A 19,592-nucleotide genomic window follows, 5' to 3' on the forward strand; every position below is an offset into this window, starting at 1 on the left:
ATCAGCGTGCGCGGCGCACCAGCACCCAGATCAGCGCCAGGGTGAGGATCACGAACCAGACGGCCGACCACTGCGGCACGTTCAGGCCGAAGACCGGGTCCTGGGCCGCCTCGCACAGGCCGTCGGCGCGGAACAGCCAGGGCAGCATGGTCGCGGTCGGGATCTTGTTCAGCATGGTCTCCATCGGGTCGATGCCGCAGGAGAAGCCCGGATGCGCCAGCACGTACAGGTGCTTGCCCACCGTGGCCAGCCCACCCAGCGCACACAGCAGCGCCACCGTGCCCAGCGCCTTGATTTTATTGGCGAAAGCGCCGATCAGGCTGAAGATCGCAATGCCCAGGAAAGCGTAACGCTGGATCACGCACAGCGGGCAGGGCAGCATGTCCTTGACGTGCTGGAGATAGAGGGCGGCGCCAACCAGGGCAAGGCTGACGGCAGCGACCAGGAGCAGGGCGTTACGGGACGTGGGCATGGATCTTCCTTTGATGACGAATCTTGCGATTTTCGCACGGCGACACTTAACTTGGCCTGAATCAAACCGGGGTCAGACCCCGATTTTTGGAAATGTCCCGCAGGCTCTTGCCAAAATTCGGGGTCTGACCCCGGTTTGCGTTTTATCAGTCGCCGAGGGCGGCGAGGAGTTCGGCCTGGTGTTCGGCGGAGAGGGCGCTGGTGAGTTCGTTCAGGTCGCCGTCCATGATCATGTCCAGTTTATACAGCGTCAGGTTGATGCGGTGGTCGGTCAGGCGGCCTTGCGGGAAGTTGTAGGTGCGGATGCGCTCGCTGCGGTCGCCGGAGCCGATCAGGCTTTTGCGGGTGGCCGCTTCCTTGCTCTGCTGTTCGCGCAGCTGCACGTCCTTGATGCGGGCGGCCAGCACCTTCATCGCCTGGGCCTTGTTCTTGTGCTGGCTGCGGTCGTCCTGGCACTCGACCACGATCCCGGTCGGCAGGTGGGTGATGCGCACCGCGGAGTCGGTCTTGTTGATGTGCTGGCCGCCGGCGCCGCTCGCCCGATACGTGTCGATGCGCAGGTCGGCCGGGTTGATGTCGACGTCCTCGACCTCGTCCGCTTCCGGCATCACGGCCACGGTGCAGGCCGAGGTGTGGATGCGGCCCTGGGTCTCCGTGGCCGGCACGCGCTGCACGCGGTGGCCGCCGGACTCGAATTTCAGCTTCGAATAGGCGCCGCTGCCGACCAGGCGCACGATCACTTCGCGGTAGCCGCCCAGGTCGGACGGCGATTCCGACACCATCTCGACCTGCCAGCGATTGCGTTCGGCGTAGCGCGTGTACATGCGCAGCAAATCGCCGGCGAACAGCGCCGATTCGTCGCCGCCGGTACCGGCGCGGATCTCGAGGAAGATGTTGCGTTCGTCGTTCTCGTCCTTCGGCAGCAGCATTTTCTGCAGTTCCAGGTCGAGATCAAGCAGGCGCCCTTTCGCGGCCTCGATCTCGTCCTGGGCGAATTCCTTCATCTCCGGATCCGCCAGCATCTCCTGCGCGGCGGCGATGTCACCCTGGGCCGTCTGGTACTGGTGGTAGACGGCGACCAGCGGGCCGAGCTCGGCGTGCTCGCGGCTCATCTTGCGGAAGTTGTCCATGTTCGAGGTGGCGCCTTCGGTCGCCAGCAGTTCGTCCAGTTCGACGAGGCGGTTGGCCAGCTGGTCCAGCTTGAACAGCATGGATGGTTTCATAGTTGTATAAAACGGAAGAGGTGAACAGCCGCGCAGGCGGCACGGAATGCGGTCGCGACCGCAGGATAGCAGAAGCGGGGGACGCTAACGGCGGCCGCGGAACAGCTGGGGCAGCAGGGCGGCCAGGCGCGCGCGTTCGTCGCCCTGGGCACGGTGCAGGGCCTGTTGCGGGCCGTGCAGGAATTTGGCGGTAAGACCCTTCGACAGCGCTTCCAGCACGGCGTCGGCGTCCTCGCCTTTCGCCAGCAGTCGGCGCGCGCGTTCGAGTTCGGCCAGGCGCAGGCTTTCGCTGGACTCGTGCAGGTCGCGGATCACCGGCACCACGGCGCGGTCGCCGATCCAGTGCATGAAGGATTGCACGCGGTTCTCGATGATGGCTTCGGCCTGGGCCACGGCCGCCTGCCGGTGTTCGACGCCGGTACGCACCACGTCGGCCAGGTCGTCGACCGTGTACAGGAATACGTCGTCGAGCTTGCCCACTTCCGGTTCGATATCGCGCGGGACCGCCAGGTCGACCATGAACATCGGGCGGTGGCGGCGCGCCTTGATCGCGCGCTCGACCAGGCCTTTACCAATCAGCGGCAGGGTCGATGCGGTCGAGGAGATCACGATGTCGTACTGCGGCAGCAGCTCGGGCAGCTCGGCCAGGCGGATCGCGCGGCCGGAAAAGCGGGCGGCCAGGTTCTCGCCGCGTTCGAGCGTGCGGTTGGCGATCGTGATCGATTTCGGGTTGTGGGCCGCGAAGTGGGTGGCGCACAGCTCGATCATCTCGCCGGCGCCGATGAACAGCACGTTCTGCGCGCTGACGGCGTCGAAGATGCGTTCCGACAGGCGCACCGCGGCGGCGGCCATCGACACCGAATGCGCGCCGATCTCGGTGGTGCTGCGCACTTCCTTGGCCACCGCGAAGCTGCGCTGGAACAGCTGGTGCAGGTAGGTGCCCAGGCCGCCGGCTTCGTCGGCGACCCGCACCGCATCCTTCATCTGGCCCAGGATCTGGGCCTCTCCAAGCACCATCGAATCGAGCCCGGAAGCGACGCGGAAGGCGTGGCGCACGGCGTCATGCTGGGGCAGCATGTACAGGTGCGGACGCAGTTCGGAAAAATTCAGCTGGTGATAATCGGCCAGGAAACGCGCGGAGGCGTCGAGCGGATCGGCGACGTCGCTGGCGGCGTACATCTCGGTGCGGTTGCAGGTCGAGAGCAGGGCGGCTTCGTCGTCGCCGCCGCTGTTGAAACGGCTGAACCAGCCGCGCGCCGCCTGCACGGCGCCGCCCAGGTGCTCGGGCGCCAGCGCCAGTTGCTCGCGCAGCGAGACCGGTGCTGTGGTGTGGTTCAGGCCGACGGCGAGCAGTTGCATGGGTGGTCAAAAAATGGGCAGCGCGCCCATTATACCCTCTTGCGTGGAGGGTTTCACGGCATGGCTTCAGGCGCCCAGCTTCTCCAGCCGGTAGCCGTAGCTGTACACCGGAACCAGGCGGAAACCATTTTCCGGACGCAGGCGCAGCTTGTTGCGCACGCGCGAAACGTGGGTGTCCATGGTGCGCGACGGCACCGCGGTTTCACGCACCCAGATCGACTCGTGGATGTAGGCGCGCGACAGCGGACGCCCCAGGTTGCGGAAGAACAGCAGCGCCAGGTTGAATTCCTTGTGCGTGACGTCGATCGCTTCGCCGCCCATGGTCAGGCGGCCCGGGCGGGTTTCGAAGGTGTAGGGGCCGAATTGCAGCTGCTCGGCGCCGTTCTGCGACGGATAGGCGCGGCGCAGCAGGGCCTGCACCCGCGCCACCAGCTCGCCGCGGCGCAGCGGCTTGACCAGGTAGTCGTCGGCGCCGGCGGTGACGCCGGACACGATATCGTCCTCGGAGGCGCTGCCGGCCAGGAAGATGGTCGGCGTGTTCGGCGCCATCTTTTCCTTGGCGCGGCGCAGCAGCTCGGCGCCCGGCACGTCGTTGACCTGCCAGTCGAGCACCAGCAGGTCGGTGCTGTCCTTGCGCAGTTGCCCCAGCATTTCCTTGCCGCTGTCGAAGGCCTGGCATTGGTGCCCGGCCCCGGTCAGCACCTGGCAGATCAGCTCTGCCTGGGAGGTATCGTTATCCAGTACTGTAATTCTCATGATGGTGCTTTTTCGGCCGGTGGGACTACAACTAATGTTGCTGTAGGAGCACTCCTACAACTTATTTCCGAATATAGCAGACTTTTTAAAATCAAAGCTACATATGCTTCAGATAAATTTACATTTTCGTTGGGGAATAGCGTCACAGCCGTGACAACGCGTCCGCTGCAGCCGGGCTACACTGTCCTTACGAAAGCAAACCGGGGAAGGCGATGCTCAAAAAAATCTTCAGAAAAAAGACACAGACCCATGCCGGCACGGTGGCGCTGCTGCCCCTGTCGAGCGACGACATCGGCCAGGTGCGCGAACGCTGCCGGGCGCTGGTGCGCAGGAAGGCGGCGATTTCGGCCGGCATCTCGGCGGTGCCGATTCCCGGTGTGGACATCGTGGCGGATCTCACCAGTTTCGCCTCCATGGTCGAGGCCATCAACAAGGACTTCGGCCTCACGCCCGCGCAGATCGAGGCGCTGCAGCCGCACATGCGGGTCGTGACTTACCAGGCGATGGCGGCCCTGGGCAGCACGCTGGTGGGCAAGCTGGTGACCAAGGAACTCGTGCTGAAACTGTTACGGAAGTCGGGGGCCAAGCTGGCGGCCAAGTCGGCCACCAAGATCGTCCCGCTGGCGGGGCAGATCGCCTCCGCGGCGATCGGGTTCGCGCTGTTCCGCCAGATGGGGTACCAGCACGTGGAAGCCTGCGCCAGGGTGGCGCAGGAGGTAGGACAAAAGACAGCGGCGCCGGTTTAGGCGTCCGGCAGGACCACGTTGACGTCGAGGACTTCCAGGTTGCCCTGGCGGTCCAGCGAGATCTTGATGTCGTCCGCGTTGACCTTGGTGTACTTCGAGATCACCTCGATCAGCTCGCGGTGCAGGGCCGGCAGGAAGTCCGGGCCGCTGCGGCCGCCACGTTCGCGGGCGATGATGATCTGCAGCCTTTCCTTGGCCGCACCCGCACTTTTCTGTTTCTGAGGAAACAGGAATGAAAGCAGAGGCATGTCACTTTGCTCCAAACAGGCGCTGCAGGAAGCCCGGCTTCTCGTAGCTGGTGTAGCGCAGCGGGATCTCTTCGCCGAGGAAGCGGCCGACCACGTCCTGGTAGGCCTGGGCGACGTCGGTTTCCTTGAAGTGGATCGCCGGGTTGCCCTGGTTCGAGGCGTGCAGCACGGCTTCCGATTCCGGAATGATGCCGATCAGCGGAATGCGCAGGATTTCCTGGACGTCCTCGTAGGACAGCATTTCGTCGTTTTCCACGCGGCGCGGCGAGTAGCGGGTGATCAGCAGGTGTTCCTTGACCGGTTCGCCGCCGCTCTGGGCGCGGCGCGACTTGGCCTGCAGGATGCCGAGGATGCGGTCGGAGTCGCGCACCGACGACACTTCCGGGTTGGTGACGATGACGGCTTCGTCGGCGAAGGTCAGGGCCATCAGCGCGCCATGCTCGATACCGGCCGGCGAATCGCAGATGATGTAGTCGAAGCCCATCTGCACCAGATCGTTCAGCACGCGCTCGACGCCGTCTTCGGTCAGGGCGTCCTTGTCGCGGGTCTGCGAGGCCGGCAGGATGAACAGGTTGTCGCAGTGCTTGTCCTTGATCAGGGCCTGGGTCAGGGTGGCTTCCTTGTTGACGACGTTGATCAGGTCGTACACCACGCGGCGCTCGCAACCCATGATCAGGTCGAGGTTACGCAGGCCGACGTCGAAGTCGATGACCGCGGTCTTGAAGCCGCGCATTGCCAGGCCGGTCGAGAAGCTCGCGCTCGAAGTGGTCTTGCCCACACCGCCCTTGCCGGACGTTACAACGATAATTCTTGCCATGAAATATTTCAGTCCTATTCAGTATCTGGTCAGTGCCGGGTAGCTCAGGCGCGAGTCGCCGAACCCAGCGATGATATATCGATTCGGTCGCCAACCAAACGGATTTGTGCCGGCTGGCGCGACAGTTCTGTCGGGAAACCTTCGTCGAACGTCCGATAAACACCCGCGATCGACACCAGTTCCGGCTGCATCGCCAGCGCAAAGATGCGCGCGTCGGCATTGCCGGAGGCGCCGGCCAGGGCGCGGCCGTGCAGCGGCGCATACACGTGGATGCTGCCGTCGGCGATGATCTCGGCGCCGTTATTGACGACCGCCGTGATGATCAGGTCGGTGCCGCGCGCATAGATGCGCTGGCCGGCGCGCACCGGGGTGTCGACGACCATGGCCTGGACTGGCGCGGCCGGTACCGGGGCGGGCGCAGGGGCCGGTGCCGGCGCCGGTGCAGCCGGCGCTTCCTCGCGCGGCGCCGGGGCCGCGGCCCGCGTTTCAGAGGCGCGCGTTCCGCTCGAGCCGTCGTCCAGGAACAGGCCATGGGCGCGGATCGTGTCGTGCAGCGCCGCCGGGGCGCCGCGCACCGCGACCGCGTTCAGGCGGTAATTCTTCAGCAGGCCCACCAGCGCCGGCCAGTCGACTTGCGCGGCATCGTCGGCGATGCCGGCGATGTCGATGACGGCGAATTCATCTTCGAAAAAGTCCGATACCCCGCCGGTCATCTGCTTGAGTGCGGCATCGATCGCGATCGGATCGGCCGAATGCAGGATGGTCGAAATGGCCACGACCGTGGAAATCTTGATTTCGATGGGTAAGGAAGTCGGGCTCTTGGACATAAAACGTTCTGGTTGGCACTAGCCCGTGCATTCTACTGTGAAATTTCCTTGAAAGGTAAAGGGTTTCAGCCCTTTGGTTATAGGCGGCAACGGGTATTTCCCTACATAAAAAACTGAACAATAAGAGATGCTCCGTAATAGTGCGCTAAGTAGTTTTCGCAGTTCTCTTCAATAAATAAACTGATAAGATTGATTTTGCTTAAACGTCTTACTAGGGATGTATCTAACATTGTTGGCTTTCTGCCCAACAGGCTTACTTTTCGGAGATTGATATGGAAGACGTCGTCATCGTGGCTGCCGGCCGCACCGCCATCGGCAAATTCGGCGGCAGCCTCTCGAAGGTCCCTGCCACGGAACTGGGCGCGCAGGTGATCAAGCAGCTGATGGCCAGGACCGGCATCGATCCGGCCGCCGTCAGCGAAGTCATCATGGGCCAGGTGCTCACCGCCGGCGTCGGCCAGAATCCGGCGCGCCAGGCCGTGATCAAGGCCGGCCTGCCCGACAGCGTCCCGGCCTCGACCCTGAACGTGGTCTGCGGCAGCGGCCTGCGCGCGGTCCACCTGGCGGCCCAGGCCATCAAGTGCGGCGACGCCGAGATCGTCATCGCCGGCGGCCAGGAAAACATGAGCGCTTCACCGCACGTGCTGAACGGCTCGCGCGACGGCTTCCGCATGGGCGACGTCAAGATGACCGACACCATGATCGTCGACGGCCTGTGGGACGTCTACAACCAGTACCACATGGGCGTGACCGCCGAGAACGTGGCGCGCAAGTTCGAGATCTCGCGCGCCGAACAGGACGAATTCGCGCTGCAATCCCAGCTGAAGGCCGAAGCCGCCATGAAGGATGGCAAGTTCAAGGACGAGATCATCCCGATCGAGATCGCTTCCAAGAAAGGCACGACCGTCTTCGATACCGACGAGTATCCGAAGCATGGCGCCACCCTGGAAGGCCTGGCCACCCTGCGCCCGGCCTTCAACAAGGAAGGTTCGGTCACCGCCGGCAACGCCTCCGGCCTGAACGACGGCGCCGCCGCCGTGATCCTGATGTCGGCGTCGAAAGCGAAAGAACTGGGCCTGACCCCGATCGCGCGCATCAAGGCCTATTCGCTGTCGGGCCTGGACCCGACCATCATGGGCATGGGCCCGGTGCCGGCGGCACGCGCCTGCCTGGAAAAGGCCGGCTGGACGCACGAAGACGTCGACCTGATGGAAATCAACGAAGCCTTCGCGGCCCAGGCCGTCGCCGTCAACAAGCAGATGGGCTGGGACACCTCGAAGATCAACGTCAACGGCGGCGCCATCGCGCTGGGCCACCCGATCGGCGCGTCCGGCGCCCGCGTGCTGGTGACCCTGCTGCATGAAATGGTCCGCCGCGATGCGAAGAAGGGGCTGGCCAGCCTGTGCATCGGCGGCGGCATGGGCGTTGCGCTGGCGGTCGAGCGCTGAACAAGTAGTCAAGTAGTTCCAACGACAATAACCGGTTCGTAAAAACTAGGAGAAGACAATGGCAAGGGTGGCATTAGTGACTGGCGGCATGGGCGGACTCGGTGAAGCAATCAGCATCAAGCTGCTGGCGCTCGGCTATACGGTCGTGACGACGTATTCGCCGGGCAGCAAGAAGGCAGAGGGCTGGCTCGCCGCAATGAAGGAACAGGGTCACGAATTCAAGGCCTACGAGTGCGACGTTGCCGACTACGATTCGGCCCAGGCCTGCGTGGCCAAGGTGACCCAGGAAGTCGGTCCGGTGGACGTGCTGGTGAACAATGCCGGTATCACGCGCGACATGACCTTCAAGAAGATGGACAAGGTCAACTGGGATGCGGTGATCAGGACCAACCTGGATTCCGTGTTCAACATGACCAAGCCGGTCGCCGACGGCATGGTCGAGCGCGGCTGGGGGCGGATCATCAACATCTCGTCGGTCAACGGTTCGAAGGGCGCCTTCGGCCAGACCAACTACTCGGCGGCCAAGGCCGGCATCCACGGCTTCACCAAGGCGCTGGCGCTGGAAGTGGCGCGCAAGGGCGTGACCGTGAATACCATCTCGCCGGGCTATATCGGCACCAAGATGGTGACCGACATCCCGAGCGAAGTGCTGGAATCGAAGATCCTGCCGCAGATCCCGATGGGCCGCCTGGGCAAGCCGGAAGAAGTGGCCGGCCTGGTCGCCTACCTGTCCTCGGATGAGGCAGCCTTCGTGACGGGCGCCAACATCGCCATCAACGGCGGCCAGCACATGCAGTAAACAGACGGTGTCCTTCACCGCCAAGCCTTACCTGCGCTCGGTTTCCATCGACCCCGCCGCCGAGGTCGATCCCGAGCGCTATCCCTTTTCGATTCCCGCCGTGCGCGAGCTGGGCGTGCTCGAACCGCATCCGGACGTCACCTTCTTCGTCGGCGAGAACGGCGCCGGCAAGTCGACCGTGCTGGAAGCGATCGCGGTGGCCCTGGGGTTGCCGGCCGAGGGCGGCACGCGGAATATCTTGCGCGATCAATCGGAAGTATCGCCGCTGCATCGCCACTTGAAACTGGCCAGGGGTTTCAGGCAGCCGCGCTTTTCCTATTTCCTGCGGGCAGAAAGCGCCTTCAGCATGTTCAATTACCTGGACGAGGCGGCGAAGGAATTCGGTTCGCCGCCGCCGCCGCGCCTGAATTTCAATTCGCATGGCGAAGCCTTCATGCGCGTGCTGCAGGGCTTGAGCGGCAATGGTCTCTACCTGATGGACGAGCCGGAAGCGGCGCTCTCGCCAAACCGCCAGCTGGCCGCGCTGGCCGTGATCGACAAGCTGGTGCGGCAGGGCGCCCAGTTCATCATCGCCACCCATTCGCCGATCCTGCTGGCCTATCCAAGAGCGAAAATCCTGCTGTTCGACGAATGCGGCCTCAACCACGTCGACTACGAAGACACCGAGCACTACGCCGTCACCCGCGATTTCCTGAACCACTACCCGCGCCGCCTGCAGCAGTTGCTGGAAGACGAATAGCCGCTGGGCTGCGCCATGCCCGCGGCGCCTTGTCGTATCCTCGGTTGACGATAAGGACAAGGACAAGGCGGCCAGCATGGCAATCGATACCAGGCAGGTGCAGGAAACCGTGATGCTCTCCGGTCCGCAGCGCTACGAATATTTCATTCGACGCGTGGCCGTCACGCGCACCGTATGGAGCCTGTACCGCAACGGCTGGGCGCTGGCGAAGAAGGAAGACGGCACCCTGGTGTTTCCGCTGTGGCCGGACAGCGAATTTGCGAAAATATGCGCGGATTACGAGTGGACCGGCTACGAGCCGCAGTCGTTTCCGCTGGACGAACTGGTCGGCGAGCTGCTGCCCCAGCTGGAGCAGGACGGCATCGCCACCGGCGTGTTTTATACCCCGGGTGCGCGCGACGTGATGCCGAGCGCCGGCTTGCTGCTGCGCGACCTGGACGATGAATTGAAAAGTTTGAGGAACCCATGAATGCCTTGCCCCACGGCGGCCTTGCGCTGTCCAGTCTTGAAGAACAGCTGTTGCAACCCGGCGTCAAAGGCTTGCCGATCACGGCGCCGCTGCGCCAGGGCGCGATCGGCGTGCAGGGCTGGAAGCTGCTGCATGGCGACACCAGTTTCCCGGTCGCGGTCTTGAAAACCTCGGCGCTGCGCCACAACCTGGACTGGATGCGCGCCTTCTGCGAGCGCAACAAAGTCGAGCTGGCGCCGCACGGCAAGACCACCATGAGCCCGCAATTGTTCGGCGCCCAGCTCGCCAACGGCGCCTGGGGCATCACCCTGGCGAATGCGGTGCAGGTGCAGGTGGCGCACCGCTTCGGCGTGCGGCGGGTGCTGGTCGCCAACCAGCTGGTGGCGAGAAGCGATGTGCGCGCCGTGCTGCAGCTGCTGCACGACGATCCGGATTTCGAATGCTTCGTGCTGGCCGACTCGCTGGCCGGGGTGGCGCGGCTGGCCGAGGAGGTGGCGCAGCACCCGCTTTCCCGGCCGCTGCCGGTGCTGGTCGAACTCGGCTTGTCCGGCAAGCGCGCCGGCTGCCGCACGCTTGACGAGGCGATGACGGTGGCGCGCGCGCTCGAACGGGCGCCTGGCCTGCTGCTGGCCGGCTTCGAAGGCTACGAGGGTTTGCTGGACGACCCGCAGGCGGTCGAGGACTTCGTGCGTCAACTGTGCGCGCTGGTGCTGGAAGCCGACGACGAGGGCCTGTTCGGCAGCCCCGAGATCCTGGTCACGGCCGGCGGTTCCGGTTTCTTCGACCTGGTCGCGCGCGGCTTCCAGGGCCTGCACGGCCTGTCGCGGCCCCTGCGCCCGGTGCTGCGCAGCGGCTGTTATTTGACCAGCGACCATGGCATGTACCAGGTCCAGTTGCAGCGCCTCGACCGGCGCGAGGGCATCAAGCCCGGCGAGGGGCTGCGCCCGGCGCTGGAAATCTGGAGCGTGGTGCAGTCGCGCCCCGAACCGGGCCTGGCCATCCTCACCATGGGCAAGCGCGACGCCTCGCACGACGCCGGCCTGCCGGTGCCGCTGTGGACCCACCGCCCCGGCCCCGGCGCGCCGCATGCGCTGCCGGCCGCCTGCGAGATCGTCAAGATGAACGACCAGCACGCCTACCTGCGTTTGCCGGAGGGGGACCCCATTCGCGACAGCCTGGCGGTCGGCGACCTGGTCGGCTGCGGCATCTCGCATCCGTGCACGACCTTCGACCGCTGGCCGCTGTTGCTGGCGGTGGACGACGACTACCTGGTGCGTGGGGCCTTGAACACCTTCTTCTGATGCGCATTTGATACGGCCGGGCGGTGCGCTACAATCGGGCTGTCGCTCCATGAAAACCATGCCCATGCCCGCCATTCCGCCGTCGCTGTTCCCGCCCATCCTGCCCAACCGCCACGGCATGCTGGCCGTCGACGGCCTGCACACGATCTACTGGGAAGAGGTGGGCAACCCGAACGGGATCCCGGTGATCTTCCTGCACGGCGGTCCCGGCGCCGGGCTGTCGCCGCAGCACCGGCGCTTCTTCGACCCGGCGGTCTACCGCGTGATCCTGTTCGACCAGCGCGGCGCCGGCAAGTCGACCCCGCTGGGCGAATGGCGCAATAACACGACCCAGCTGCTGATCGAGGACATCGAACGCCTGCGTACCATGTTCGGCATCGAGCGCTGGCTGGTGTTCGGCGGCTCCTGGGGCTCGACCCTGGCGCTGGCCTACGGGCAGGCGCATCCGCAGCGCTGCCTCGGCTTCGTGCTGCGCGGGATCTTCCTGTGCACCCCGGCCGAGATCGAGTTCTTCCTGTACGGCGTGCAGTGGTTCTATCCCGAGCTGTACGACGAATTCATCGCCCCGATTCCGCTCGAGGAACGCGGCGACCTGCTGAAGGCCTATACGCGCCGCCTGCTGTGCGACGACCCGCAGCAATACTGGCCGGCCGCGCGCGCCTGGAGCCGCTTCGAGGGCCGCCGCGTGTTCCTGCTGCCGCAGGAAGAGGAGACCTCGTCCGACACCCTCGACCTGGGCGTCGGCCGGCTCGAGTCGCACTACATGGCGAACGGTGCCTTCCTCGAGGATGACCAGCTGATCCGCGACCTCGGCCGCATCGCCCACCTGCCGGCGGTGATCGTGCAGGGCCGCTACGACGTGATCTGCCCGCCGCTGTCGGCCTACCGCCTGCACCAGGCCTGGCCGAATTCTCGCCTGCGCATGATCCCGGACGCCGGCCACGGCGCGCTGGAACACGGGATTGCGCGTGCCCTTGTCGCAGCCACGGAACAGTTCAAGCGCTTCGGCAAATTCGAATAAGAGCTCATGAACATCCAGACCAACGACATCGGCCACGTCATCCAGCTTGCCATCGCGCCCGTATTCCTGCTCACCGGCGTGGCGACCAAGCTGACCGTGCTGATGAACCGCCTGGCGCGCATCATCGACCGCACCCGCGTGCTCAAGGAAGCGCTGCGCAAGGCGCCGAACGAGGAATGCAGCGAGGAGCTGGACGTGCTCTACACGCGCTGGCAGCTGATCAACTACGCGCTGACGTCGAGCACCGCCTGCGGCCTGCTGATCTGCGTGATCATCGCCTTCCTGTTCCTCGACGACACCGCCAACCTGCCGCTCGACCGCTACATCGCCGGCATGTTCGTGCTGGCGATGGTGGCCCTGATCGCCAGTTTCATTTTCCTGCTGCGCGAGGTGTTCGTCTCCTTCCGCTACATGCGCATGCACCTGCATGACACCGCCCGTTAGAATCAACCGAAAGACCAGTTTATGCACGACTACCAACGTCCCCCCACCCTGCATCGTTATGGCATGCGCTCCGACCTGGAACAGGCGCTCGGCGCCGGCCAGTTCCGCCTGCTGCCGGCGAACGGCTTCCTGACCCTGTCCTTCTCGCAGGCCTGGGACAAGCAGCTGTTCACCGCGCTGGGCCCGGCCGACGCCTGCCTGGTCATCCACAACACCGAAGAATTCGGCGAGCGCCTGCACCGCGCGGTCCAGCGCACGCTGCCCAACTGGGCCGGCATCGACGGCCCGGTCGAATACGGCGTGCGCTCGCGCCTCGGCCTGGCTTTTACCAAGACCGCGGCCGAAGCCCGCGAAAAGGAGTGGCAATTCGCCTGGCGCTCGATGTCGCCGCAGGCCAGTTTGAATCCGGTGACGGTGCGGATCGGCAGTATCGAGCAGTTTGCGGAGATTCGTTCGCCGGAGAGCTATCCCGTTTGAGCTGATCATTTTAGAAACACGGCTCCAGGAAAAGCGGGTGTAATGCAGCCACCGTCGTCCCCGCGAAGGCGGGGACCCAAGTTTGTACGCGTTTCGGCTGCTAATGCAGAACTTGGGTTCCCGCCTGCGCGGGAACGACGTTCATCAAGGACTCGAATGAACGCACCCATCCCCACCACCGCTTACCCCCACCTGCTGTCCCCCCTCGACCTCGGCTTCACCACGCTGAAGAACCGCGTGATCATGGGCTCGATGCATACCGGGCTCGAAGACCGCTTTTATCACTACGGCAAGCTGGCGGCCTTCTACCGCGAGCGGGCGCGCGGCGGCGTCGGCCTGATCGTCACCGGCGGCATCTCGCCGAACCGCCAGGGCTGGCTGCTGCCTTTCGGCGGCACGCTCAATTTCATGGGCGACGTCCTGAACCACCGCCGCGTCACCCGCGCCGTGCATGAGGAGGGCGGCAAGATCCTGCTGCAGATCCTGCACGCAGGACGCTACGGCTACCAGCCCCTGGTCGTCTCGGCCTCGAACCAGAAGTCGCCGATCTCGCCGTTCCGCCCGCGCGCGCTGAGCGAAAGCGGGATCGAATCCACGATCAAGGCCTACGTGCGCTGCGCGAAGCTGGCGCAGCAGGCCGGCTACGACGGCGTCGAGGTGATGGGCAGCGAAGGTTACCTGCTGAACCAGTTCCTGTGCGCGCGCACCAACCGCCGCACCGACCGCTGGGGCGGGGCCATCGAGAACCGCATGCGCCTGCCCGTCGAGGTGGTGCGCCGCATCCGCGAAGCCGTGGGCCGCGACTTCATCATCATGTACCGCCACTCGGTGCTCGACCTGGTCGAAGGCGGCAATACCTGGATTGAAGTCGTGGCCGTGGCCAAGGCCCTGGAAGCGGCCGGCGCGACCATCCTGAATACAGGCTACGGCTGGCATGAAGCCAGGATTCCGACCATCGTGACCTCGGTGCCGCGCGCGGCCTTTGCCGAGGTGGCGGGCCGGCTGCGCAAGGAAGTCGGCATCCCGGTGGTGGCCTCGAACCGCATCAACATGCCGCACGATGCCGAGCAGCTGCTGGCGCGCGGCGACGCCGACATGGTCTCGATGGCGCGCCCCTTCCTGGCCGACGCCGACTGGGTCGCCAAGGCGACATCGGGCCGCAGCGACGAGATCAACACCTGCATCGCCTGCAACCAGGCCTGCCTTGACCACACCTTCGCGAACAAGCGCGCGACCTGCCTGGTGAATCCGCGCGCCTGCCATGAGACGGAGCTGGTGTTCCGCCCGGTGGTGCGCAAGCGCCGCGTGGCCGTGGTGGGGGCGGGGCCGGCCGGGCTGTCGGCGGCCACCGTCGCCGCCGAGCGCGGGCACGAGGTCACGCTGTTCGATGCGCACGACCGTATCGGCGGCCAGTTCAACGTCGCCATGCGCATCCCCGGCAAGGAAGAGTTCACGGAGACCATCCGCTACTTCGGGCGCAAGCTGGCATTGACGGGGGTGCAGCTGCGCCTGGGGCAGCGCGTGACGCGCGAAGAACTGGTCGCGGCCGGCTACGACGACGTGATCGTGGCCACCGGCGTCACGGTGCGCATGCCGCGCATCGAGGGCATCGACCATGCGAAAGTGCTGTCCTACCTGGACGTGCTGCGCGCGAACGCGCCTGTCGGCAAGCGCGTGGCGATCATCGGCGCCGGCGGCATCGGCTTCGACACGGCGGAATTCCTGCTGCACGATCCGGCGGAGGCGCTGCCGGTGCCGGTCGAACAATGGATGGCGGAGTGGGGCGTCGATCCCAGCGTGCGCACGGCGGGCGGCCTGCTTGATGCGCACAAGCCGACGCCCCTGCGCAGCATCTGGCTCCTGCAGCGCAAGACCACGCGCCCGGGCGCGGGACTGGGCAAGACTTCGGGCTGGGTGCACCGCGCCACCCTGGTGCGCAATGGGGTGACGATGCTGGCGGGCGTGCAGTACGACCGCATCGACGACGCCGGCCTGCACATCACGGTGGGCGGCGAGCAGAAGCTGCTGGAAGTGGACAACGTGATCGTCTGCGCCGGGCAGGAAAGCCTGGCGGCGCTGATGCCTTCGGATGAGCCGAAGGCTGGGCCGCGTTTCTACAAGATCGGCGGCGCGGCGCTGGCGGCCGAACTGGACGCGAAGCGGGCGATCCGCGAAGGGGCGGAGCTGGCGGCGCGCCTGTGATGGACAGCGTGGCGACGGCCTGGTTGCTGGTGCTGCTGGTCGGCGTGGCAGCCGGGGTGGTCAGCGGCATCGTCGGCACCGGTTCGTCGATGATGCTGATGCCGGTCCTCGTCATCTTTTTCGGTCCGCAGCAGGCGGTGCCCATCATGGCGATCGGCGCGGTAATGGGCAACCTCGGCAAGGTGCTGGCCTGGCGCCGCGAGATCGACTGGCGGGTCTGCGCCGCATATTGTTCGACCGCGGTGCCGGGGGCGGCGCTTGGCGTGCGCACGCTGCTGGCGCTGCCGGTCCATGCCGTCGACCTTGTGCTCGGCGCGTTTTTCATCGGGATGGTGCCGGCGCGGCGCTGGCTGGCGCGGCGCGACTTCAGGTTCAGCCTGCTGCACCTGGCCTTGATCGGCGGCCCGGTAGGCTTCCTGACCGGGATCGTGGTCTCGACGGGCCCGATCACGGTGCCGGTGTTCACCTCGTATGGCCTGGAGCGTGGTGCTTTCCTGGCGACGGAGGCGGCTGCCTCGCTCGCGGTGTATGTCAGCAAGATCACGGCATTCAAGGAGTTCGGGGCGCTGCCGGCCGATGTGGTCGCGAAGGGTTTGATCGCCGGCGTGGCGCTGATGAGCGGTTCGTTTTTCGCCAGATCGGTGGTGTTGCGGATGCAGCCCGCCACCTTCAGGCTGCTGGTGGACGGCTTGATGGTCTCGTCCGGCCTGTCCCTGTTGTGGGCGGCGGCCCGGTAAGGGGCACCGCCGGCGCAAAAAATGGCCGGGCGCCTACCGCTGCCCGGCCGCTATCGCCAACAAACCGGGCTCAATCCTGCCCGGCCCCGCTGCTGCGTTTCCTGGTCTTCCTGCTCGAATCATCCGAGGCCGGCTGCGCGCTCTGGGTCGATTGCGAGCCCGAGGCCTGCTTCTGTTCCATGCCGCCGTAGCCCGATTGGCGCGAGGCGTTCAGGCGGTCTTCCTCGCCGCGCGCCTGCATGCGCTGGGCGCTCTGGCGGGCGCTCCAGCCGGCTTGCTGGGCGCCGCCGCGCTGGCTGCCGAGGTTCTGGTCGCCCATGCCGTTGCCCTGCAGCGAACCGCGGGAGCGCAGCGCCGCACCTTGCTGCTCAATATTTGCCGACTGCACGTTGGCACCGCCAGGCGCGACCCAGCCCGGCGCCCGCGGTTGCTGGCTGCCGTTCGCGACGGTGACCGTTTTTTCCTTGGCGATGCCGCGTGCGCGGACGCTATCAGGTCCTTTTTGCTTCGTCATTTTGATCCTCCTCAGGTGCTGCGCAATTGATGCGCTGACTGGGAGATGATGCGCGCGGGGAAGGCCGTATTCCAGAGGAATCGGGAGCGCACCTTTGTAGGACTGGAACTACCAACACTCTTCAGTGAGTGAAGAGTGTTGGTTGTTGATGAGCTTGGGTCCCTGCCTGCGCAGGGACGACGACTATCACTTCTTGCGCACCACCACGCAACCGATCGAATACCCGGCGCCGAAGGAGCAGATCACGCCCTGGGCGCCGCTCGGCAGGTCGTCCTGGTAGGAGTGAAAAGCGATGATCGAGCCGGCCGAGGAGGTGTTGGCATAGGTGTCGAGGATCACCGGCGCCTCGCCGGCCTCGGCGTCGCGGCCCAGCAGGGTGCGCACGATCAGCTGGTTCATGCTCAGGTTGGCCTGGTGCAGCCAGAAGCGGGAGATGTCCTCGACCTTCAGGCCGGCGCCTTCGACCGTGCTGCGGATGGTCTCGGCCGCCATCGGGCAGACCTCTTTGAAAACCTTGCGCCCCTGCTGGCGGAACAGTTTATCCGCTTGGCCGACGCCGTCTTCGTCGAAGCGGTTCATGAAGCCGAAGTTGTTGCGGATGTTGTTCGAGAACTTGGTCTTCAGCTTCGAATCGAGGATCTCGAACTGGTGCTCGCCGACGGCAGTCTCAAGCGCTTCGATGACCATCGCGGTGCAGGCGTCGCCGAAGATGAAGTGGCTGTCGCGGTCGCGGAAGTTCAGGTGGGCGCTGGTGATTTCCGGGTTCAGCACCAGCACGGCGCGCGCCTGGCCGGTCTGCACGGCCCCGGCCGCGGTCTGGATCGCGAACGTGGCCGATGAGCAGGCAACGTTCATGTCGAAGCCGAAGCCCTCGATGCCCAGCGCGTCCTGGACCTCGACCGCCATCGCCGGGTAGGCGCGCTGCATATTGCTGGCGGCGACCAGCACCATGTCGATGTCGGCCGGGGTGCGGCCGGCGCGGGCCAGGGCCTGGCGCGCGGCGGCGACGCAGATCTCGGCCTGCAGCGACAGTTCCTCGTCGGCGCGTTCCTTGATGCGCGGGGTCATGCGGGTCGGATCGAGGATGCCGGCCTTTTCCATCACATAGCGCGACTTGATGCCCGAGGCTTTCTCGATGAAGCCGCTGCTGGACGGTTCCAGCGCGGCGACTTCGCCGGCCGCGATCTTTTGCGCATGCTCGGCGTTGAACAGTTCGACGTAGGCGTTGAAGGCCGTCACCAGCTCATCGTTGGAGATCGAATTCGGTGGCGTAAACAGGCCGGTGCCGCTGATGACGACAGGTTTCATGGTTGGCTTTCCAAGGTGATAACGGGAGGAAACTCCCGGTGAATCTGCCGATTCTACACAATCGTACAGAGCGTGGGAACGGCCCCGGTATCAGATCAAAAGTGCGTCAGTGGGCCTGCTGCGCCAGCGGTCCGGCCCTGTCCATGCCGCCGGCCCGCTTCGACAGCTGCAGCGGCAAGCCCTGCAAGTGGCGCAGCGCCTGGGCCAGTTGGAAATCGGTGTCGCTGCCGAATTCGACCGGTTTGCGGCGGCGCTCGGCGGCCAGGATGCGCATCTGCGCCCTGATGTCGTCCTTGCGCGTGGCTTCCTCGCGCTCGCGGTCGTTCGAGAGATGGCTTTTCAGGTCGGCTTCGCGCATGCGCAGCGCGTTCAGGCCGTCGCCGTCGGCGTTTTCGTCGACCGGGAAATCGGGCACCACGCCGCGCGCCTGGATCGAGCGGCCGCTGGGCGTGTAGTAGCGCGCCGTGGTCAGTTTGACGGCGGTCTCGCCGGCCATCGGACGGATGGTCTGCACCGAGCCCTTGCCGAAGGTCGGGCTGCCGACGATCGCCGCGCGCTTGTGGTCCTGCAGCGCGCCGGCCACGATTTCCGAGGCCGAGGCCGAGCCGGTGTTCACCAGCACCACCATCGGGATGGTCTTAAACAGGTCCGGCAGCTTTTTCAGCGGGTCGTCGCCGCGGCCCAGCATGTAGTGCTCGGGGCGGCCGTAGAAGCGCGCCTTCGATTCTTCCAGCTGGCCGTTGGTCGAGACGATCTCCGCGCCGGCGGGCAGGAAGGCGGCGGCGGTGCCGATCGCACCCTGCAGCAGGCCGCCCGGGTCGTTGCGCAAATCGAGCACCAGGCCTTTCAGGTTCGGCTCCTCGCGCGCCAGCGCCGCCAGCTTGGCGGCCAGGTCGTTGACGGTCGGCTCCTGGAACTGCGCGACCCGCACCCAGGCATAGCCGTCGCCGTTGGCCTTGACGATCTTGCCCTTGACGCTCTTCTGCACGATCTCGTCGCGCACCACCGCGATCTCCAGCGGCGCCTTGCTGCCTTCGCGCAGGATGCTCAGCACGACTTTGGTGTGCGGCTCGCCGCGCATGCGCTTGATGGCTTCGTCGATGTCCATGTCCTGGACTTTCGCGCCGTCGATGCGGGCGATCAGGTCGCCGGCCTGGATGCCGGCGCGGGCGGCCGGCGAATCCTCGATCGGGGCGACGATCTTGACGTAGCCCTCGTCGCTCTGGCCGATCTCGATGCCGAGGCCGACGAAGCGGCCCTCGGTGCCCTCGCGCAGTTCGCGGTAGGCTTTCTTGTCCAGGTAGGCCGAATGGGGGTCGAGCGCATTGACCATGCCGGACATGGCGTGGGTCATCAGCTTGCGGTCTTCGACCGGCTCGACGTAGGTGGATTTGATCAGGCCGTAGACGCCGGCCAGCTGGCGCAGGCTGTCCAGGGGCATGCCGTCCGCGACCGGCTTCTGGGCCAGCGCCGAAAATTGCATCGTGACCGCGACGCCGAGAACGGCGCCCAGGGCGAGGAGGGCGGAATGCTTGAGTTTCGAGCCCATGTGCTGGTCGGTCCTTCGATAAGGTTATGCCTGAGCGTAGTGGAGTATAACTGTCCCGCGCGCGGAACGGACGCCCGAGCCCGGTCTTCGTGAATATGCACGGTGATATAATGGCCCGTTCACGTGCATATGTTGCT

General features: G+C 65.5%; 21 protein-coding genes. 11 read left to right on the forward strand and 10 right to left on the reverse strand.

What is annotated here, in order from left to right:
• Position 1: 1 nt before the first annotated feature.
• The 4 genes from ACFPO9_RS27075 to ACFPO9_RS27090 form a co-directional block, all read right to left on the reverse strand.
• Positions 2 to 472: a disulfide bond formation protein B gene (locus ACFPO9_RS27075; protein WP_379777425.1), complete on the reverse strand. Its 471-nt coding sequence runs from the start codon at positions 470 to 472 to the stop codon at positions 2 to 4.
• A 145-nt stretch (positions 473 to 617) separates the two neighbouring features.
• Positions 618 to 1,694 (reverse strand): peptide chain release factor 1, encoded by a 1,077-nt coding sequence (prfA, locus tag ACFPO9_RS27080; protein ID WP_379777427.1) that lies wholly within the window; start codon positions 1,692 to 1,694, stop codon positions 618 to 620.
• A gap of 84 nt (positions 1,695 to 1,778) precedes the next feature.
• On the reverse strand, positions 1,779 to 3,053 hold the full coding sequence (gene hemA / locus ACFPO9_RS27085; RefSeq protein ID WP_379777429.1) for a glutamyl-tRNA reductase: 1,275 nt from the start codon (positions 3,051 to 3,053) through the stop codon (positions 1,779 to 1,781).
• A 66-nt stretch (positions 3,054 to 3,119) separates the two neighbouring features.
• Positions 3,120 to 3,809, reverse strand: coding sequence for a response regulator transcription factor (locus ACFPO9_RS27090; RefSeq protein WP_379777432.1), 690 nt, complete (start codon positions 3,807 to 3,809; stop codon positions 3,120 to 3,122).
• A gap of 212 nt (positions 3,810 to 4,021) precedes the next feature.
• Here ACFPO9_RS27090 and ACFPO9_RS27095 point away from each other — a divergent pair, with 212 nt between their 5' ends.
• Positions 4,022 to 4,555 (forward strand): hypothetical protein, encoded by a 534-nt coding sequence (locus ACFPO9_RS27095; protein ID WP_379777434.1) that lies wholly within the window; start codon positions 4,022 to 4,024, stop codon positions 4,553 to 4,555.
• Here ACFPO9_RS27095 and minE read toward each other — a convergent pair.
• From minE to minC, 3 genes are read right to left on the reverse strand one after another with little or no spacing between them, the layout of a single operon-like run.
• Positions 4,552 to 4,803 carry a cell division topological specificity factor MinE gene (gene minE / locus ACFPO9_RS27100; protein ID WP_379777435.1) on the reverse strand — a complete coding sequence of 84 codons (252 nt, stop codon included), beginning with the start codon at positions 4,801 to 4,803 and terminating at the stop codon, positions 4,552 to 4,554. The genes ACFPO9_RS27095 and minE overlap by 4 nt on opposite strands.
• A 1-nt stretch (position 4,804) precedes the next feature.
• Entirely contained in the window at positions 4,805 to 5,620 is an 816-nt protein-coding gene (minD, locus tag ACFPO9_RS27105; RefSeq protein WP_379777436.1) for a septum site-determining protein MinD, read from the reverse strand.
• 44 nt (positions 5,621 to 5,664) lie between these two features.
• Entirely contained in the window at positions 5,665 to 6,447 is a 783-nt protein-coding gene (minC, locus tag ACFPO9_RS27110) for a septum site-determining protein MinC (protein WP_379777437.1), read from the reverse strand.
• A 272-nt stretch (positions 6,448 to 6,719) separates the two neighbouring features.
• Between minC and ACFPO9_RS27115 the strand changes: the two genes are divergently transcribed.
• The 10 genes from ACFPO9_RS27115 (at position 6,720) to ACFPO9_RS27160 (ending at position 16,084) form a co-directional block, all read left to right on the forward strand.
• Positions 6,720 to 7,895: an acetyl-CoA C-acetyltransferase gene (locus tag ACFPO9_RS27115; protein WP_379777439.1), complete on the forward strand. Its 1,176-nt coding sequence runs from the start codon at positions 6,720 to 6,722 to the stop codon at positions 7,893 to 7,895.
• A gap of 58 nt (positions 7,896 to 7,953) precedes the next feature.
• Entirely contained in the window at positions 7,954 to 8,694 is a 741-nt protein-coding gene (gene phbB / locus ACFPO9_RS27120; RefSeq protein ID WP_379777441.1) for an acetoacetyl-CoA reductase, read from the forward strand.
• Between the two features lie 7 nt (positions 8,695 to 8,701).
• A complete protein-coding gene (locus ACFPO9_RS27125) occupies positions 8,702 to 9,433 on the forward strand; it encodes an AAA family ATPase (RefSeq protein WP_379777443.1) in 732 nt (243 codons plus the stop codon).
• A gap of 76 nt (positions 9,434 to 9,509) precedes the next feature.
• On the forward strand, positions 9,510 to 9,902 hold the full coding sequence (locus tag ACFPO9_RS27130) for a DUF2750 domain-containing protein (protein ID WP_379777445.1): 393 nt from the start codon (positions 9,510 to 9,512) through the stop codon (positions 9,900 to 9,902).
• Positions 9,899 to 11,203 (forward strand): amino acid deaminase, encoded by a 1,305-nt coding sequence (locus ACFPO9_RS27135; RefSeq protein ID WP_379777447.1) that lies wholly within the window; start codon positions 9,899 to 9,901, stop codon positions 11,201 to 11,203. Before ACFPO9_RS27130 ends, ACFPO9_RS27135 begins: the two co-directional genes overlap by 4 nt.
• A gap of 64 nt (positions 11,204 to 11,267) precedes the next feature.
• Positions 11,268 to 12,224, forward strand: a complete 957-nt coding sequence (pip, locus tag ACFPO9_RS27140) for a prolyl aminopeptidase (protein WP_379777667.1) — start codon at positions 11,268 to 11,270, stop codon at positions 12,222 to 12,224.
• Positions 12,225 to 12,230: 6 nt separating this feature from the next.
• Entirely contained in the window at positions 12,231 to 12,668 is a 438-nt protein-coding gene (locus tag ACFPO9_RS27145) for a DUF2721 domain-containing protein (protein ID WP_379777449.1), read from the forward strand.
• A gap of 21 nt (positions 12,669 to 12,689) precedes the next feature.
• A complete protein-coding gene (locus tag ACFPO9_RS27150) occupies positions 12,690 to 13,145 on the forward strand; it encodes a hypothetical protein (RefSeq protein ID WP_379777451.1) in 456 nt (151 codons plus the stop codon).
• A gap of 156 nt (positions 13,146 to 13,301) precedes the next feature.
• Positions 13,302 to 15,347, forward strand: a complete 2,046-nt coding sequence (locus ACFPO9_RS27155) for an FAD-dependent oxidoreductase (protein ID WP_379777453.1) — start codon at positions 13,302 to 13,304, stop codon at positions 15,345 to 15,347.
• The gene (locus ACFPO9_RS27160; protein ID WP_379777669.1) at positions 15,347 to 16,084 is read left to right on the forward strand and encodes a sulfite exporter TauE/SafE family protein; all 738 of its coding nucleotides are present in this window, start codon (positions 15,347 to 15,349) and stop codon (positions 16,082 to 16,084) included. Before ACFPO9_RS27155 ends, ACFPO9_RS27160 begins: the two co-directional genes overlap by 1 nt.
• A gap of 70 nt (positions 16,085 to 16,154) precedes the next feature.
• On the opposite strand, the gene ACFPO9_RS27165 is transcribed toward ACFPO9_RS27160, so the two are convergent.
• The 3 genes from ACFPO9_RS27165 to ACFPO9_RS27175 form a co-directional block, all read right to left on the reverse strand.
• Positions 16,155 to 16,598, reverse strand: a complete 444-nt coding sequence (locus ACFPO9_RS27165) for a hypothetical protein (protein WP_379777455.1) — start codon at positions 16,596 to 16,598, stop codon at positions 16,155 to 16,157.
• 186 nt (positions 16,599 to 16,784) lie between these two features.
• Positions 16,785 to 17,906, reverse strand: a complete 1,122-nt coding sequence (locus ACFPO9_RS27170; protein WP_379777457.1) for a beta-ketoacyl-ACP synthase III — start codon at positions 17,904 to 17,906, stop codon at positions 16,785 to 16,787.
• Positions 17,907 to 18,012: 106 nt separating this feature from the next.
• Positions 18,013 to 19,455, reverse strand: coding sequence for a S41 family peptidase (locus ACFPO9_RS27175; protein ID WP_379777459.1), 1,443 nt, complete (start codon positions 19,453 to 19,455; stop codon positions 18,013 to 18,015).
• Between the last annotated feature and the right edge of the window lie 137 nt (positions 19,456 to 19,592).

Source organism: Massilia aerilata, from assembly GCF_042656905.1.
GTDB lineage: Bacteria > Pseudomonadota > Gammaproteobacteria > Burkholderiales > Burkholderiaceae_D > Telluria > Telluria aerilata.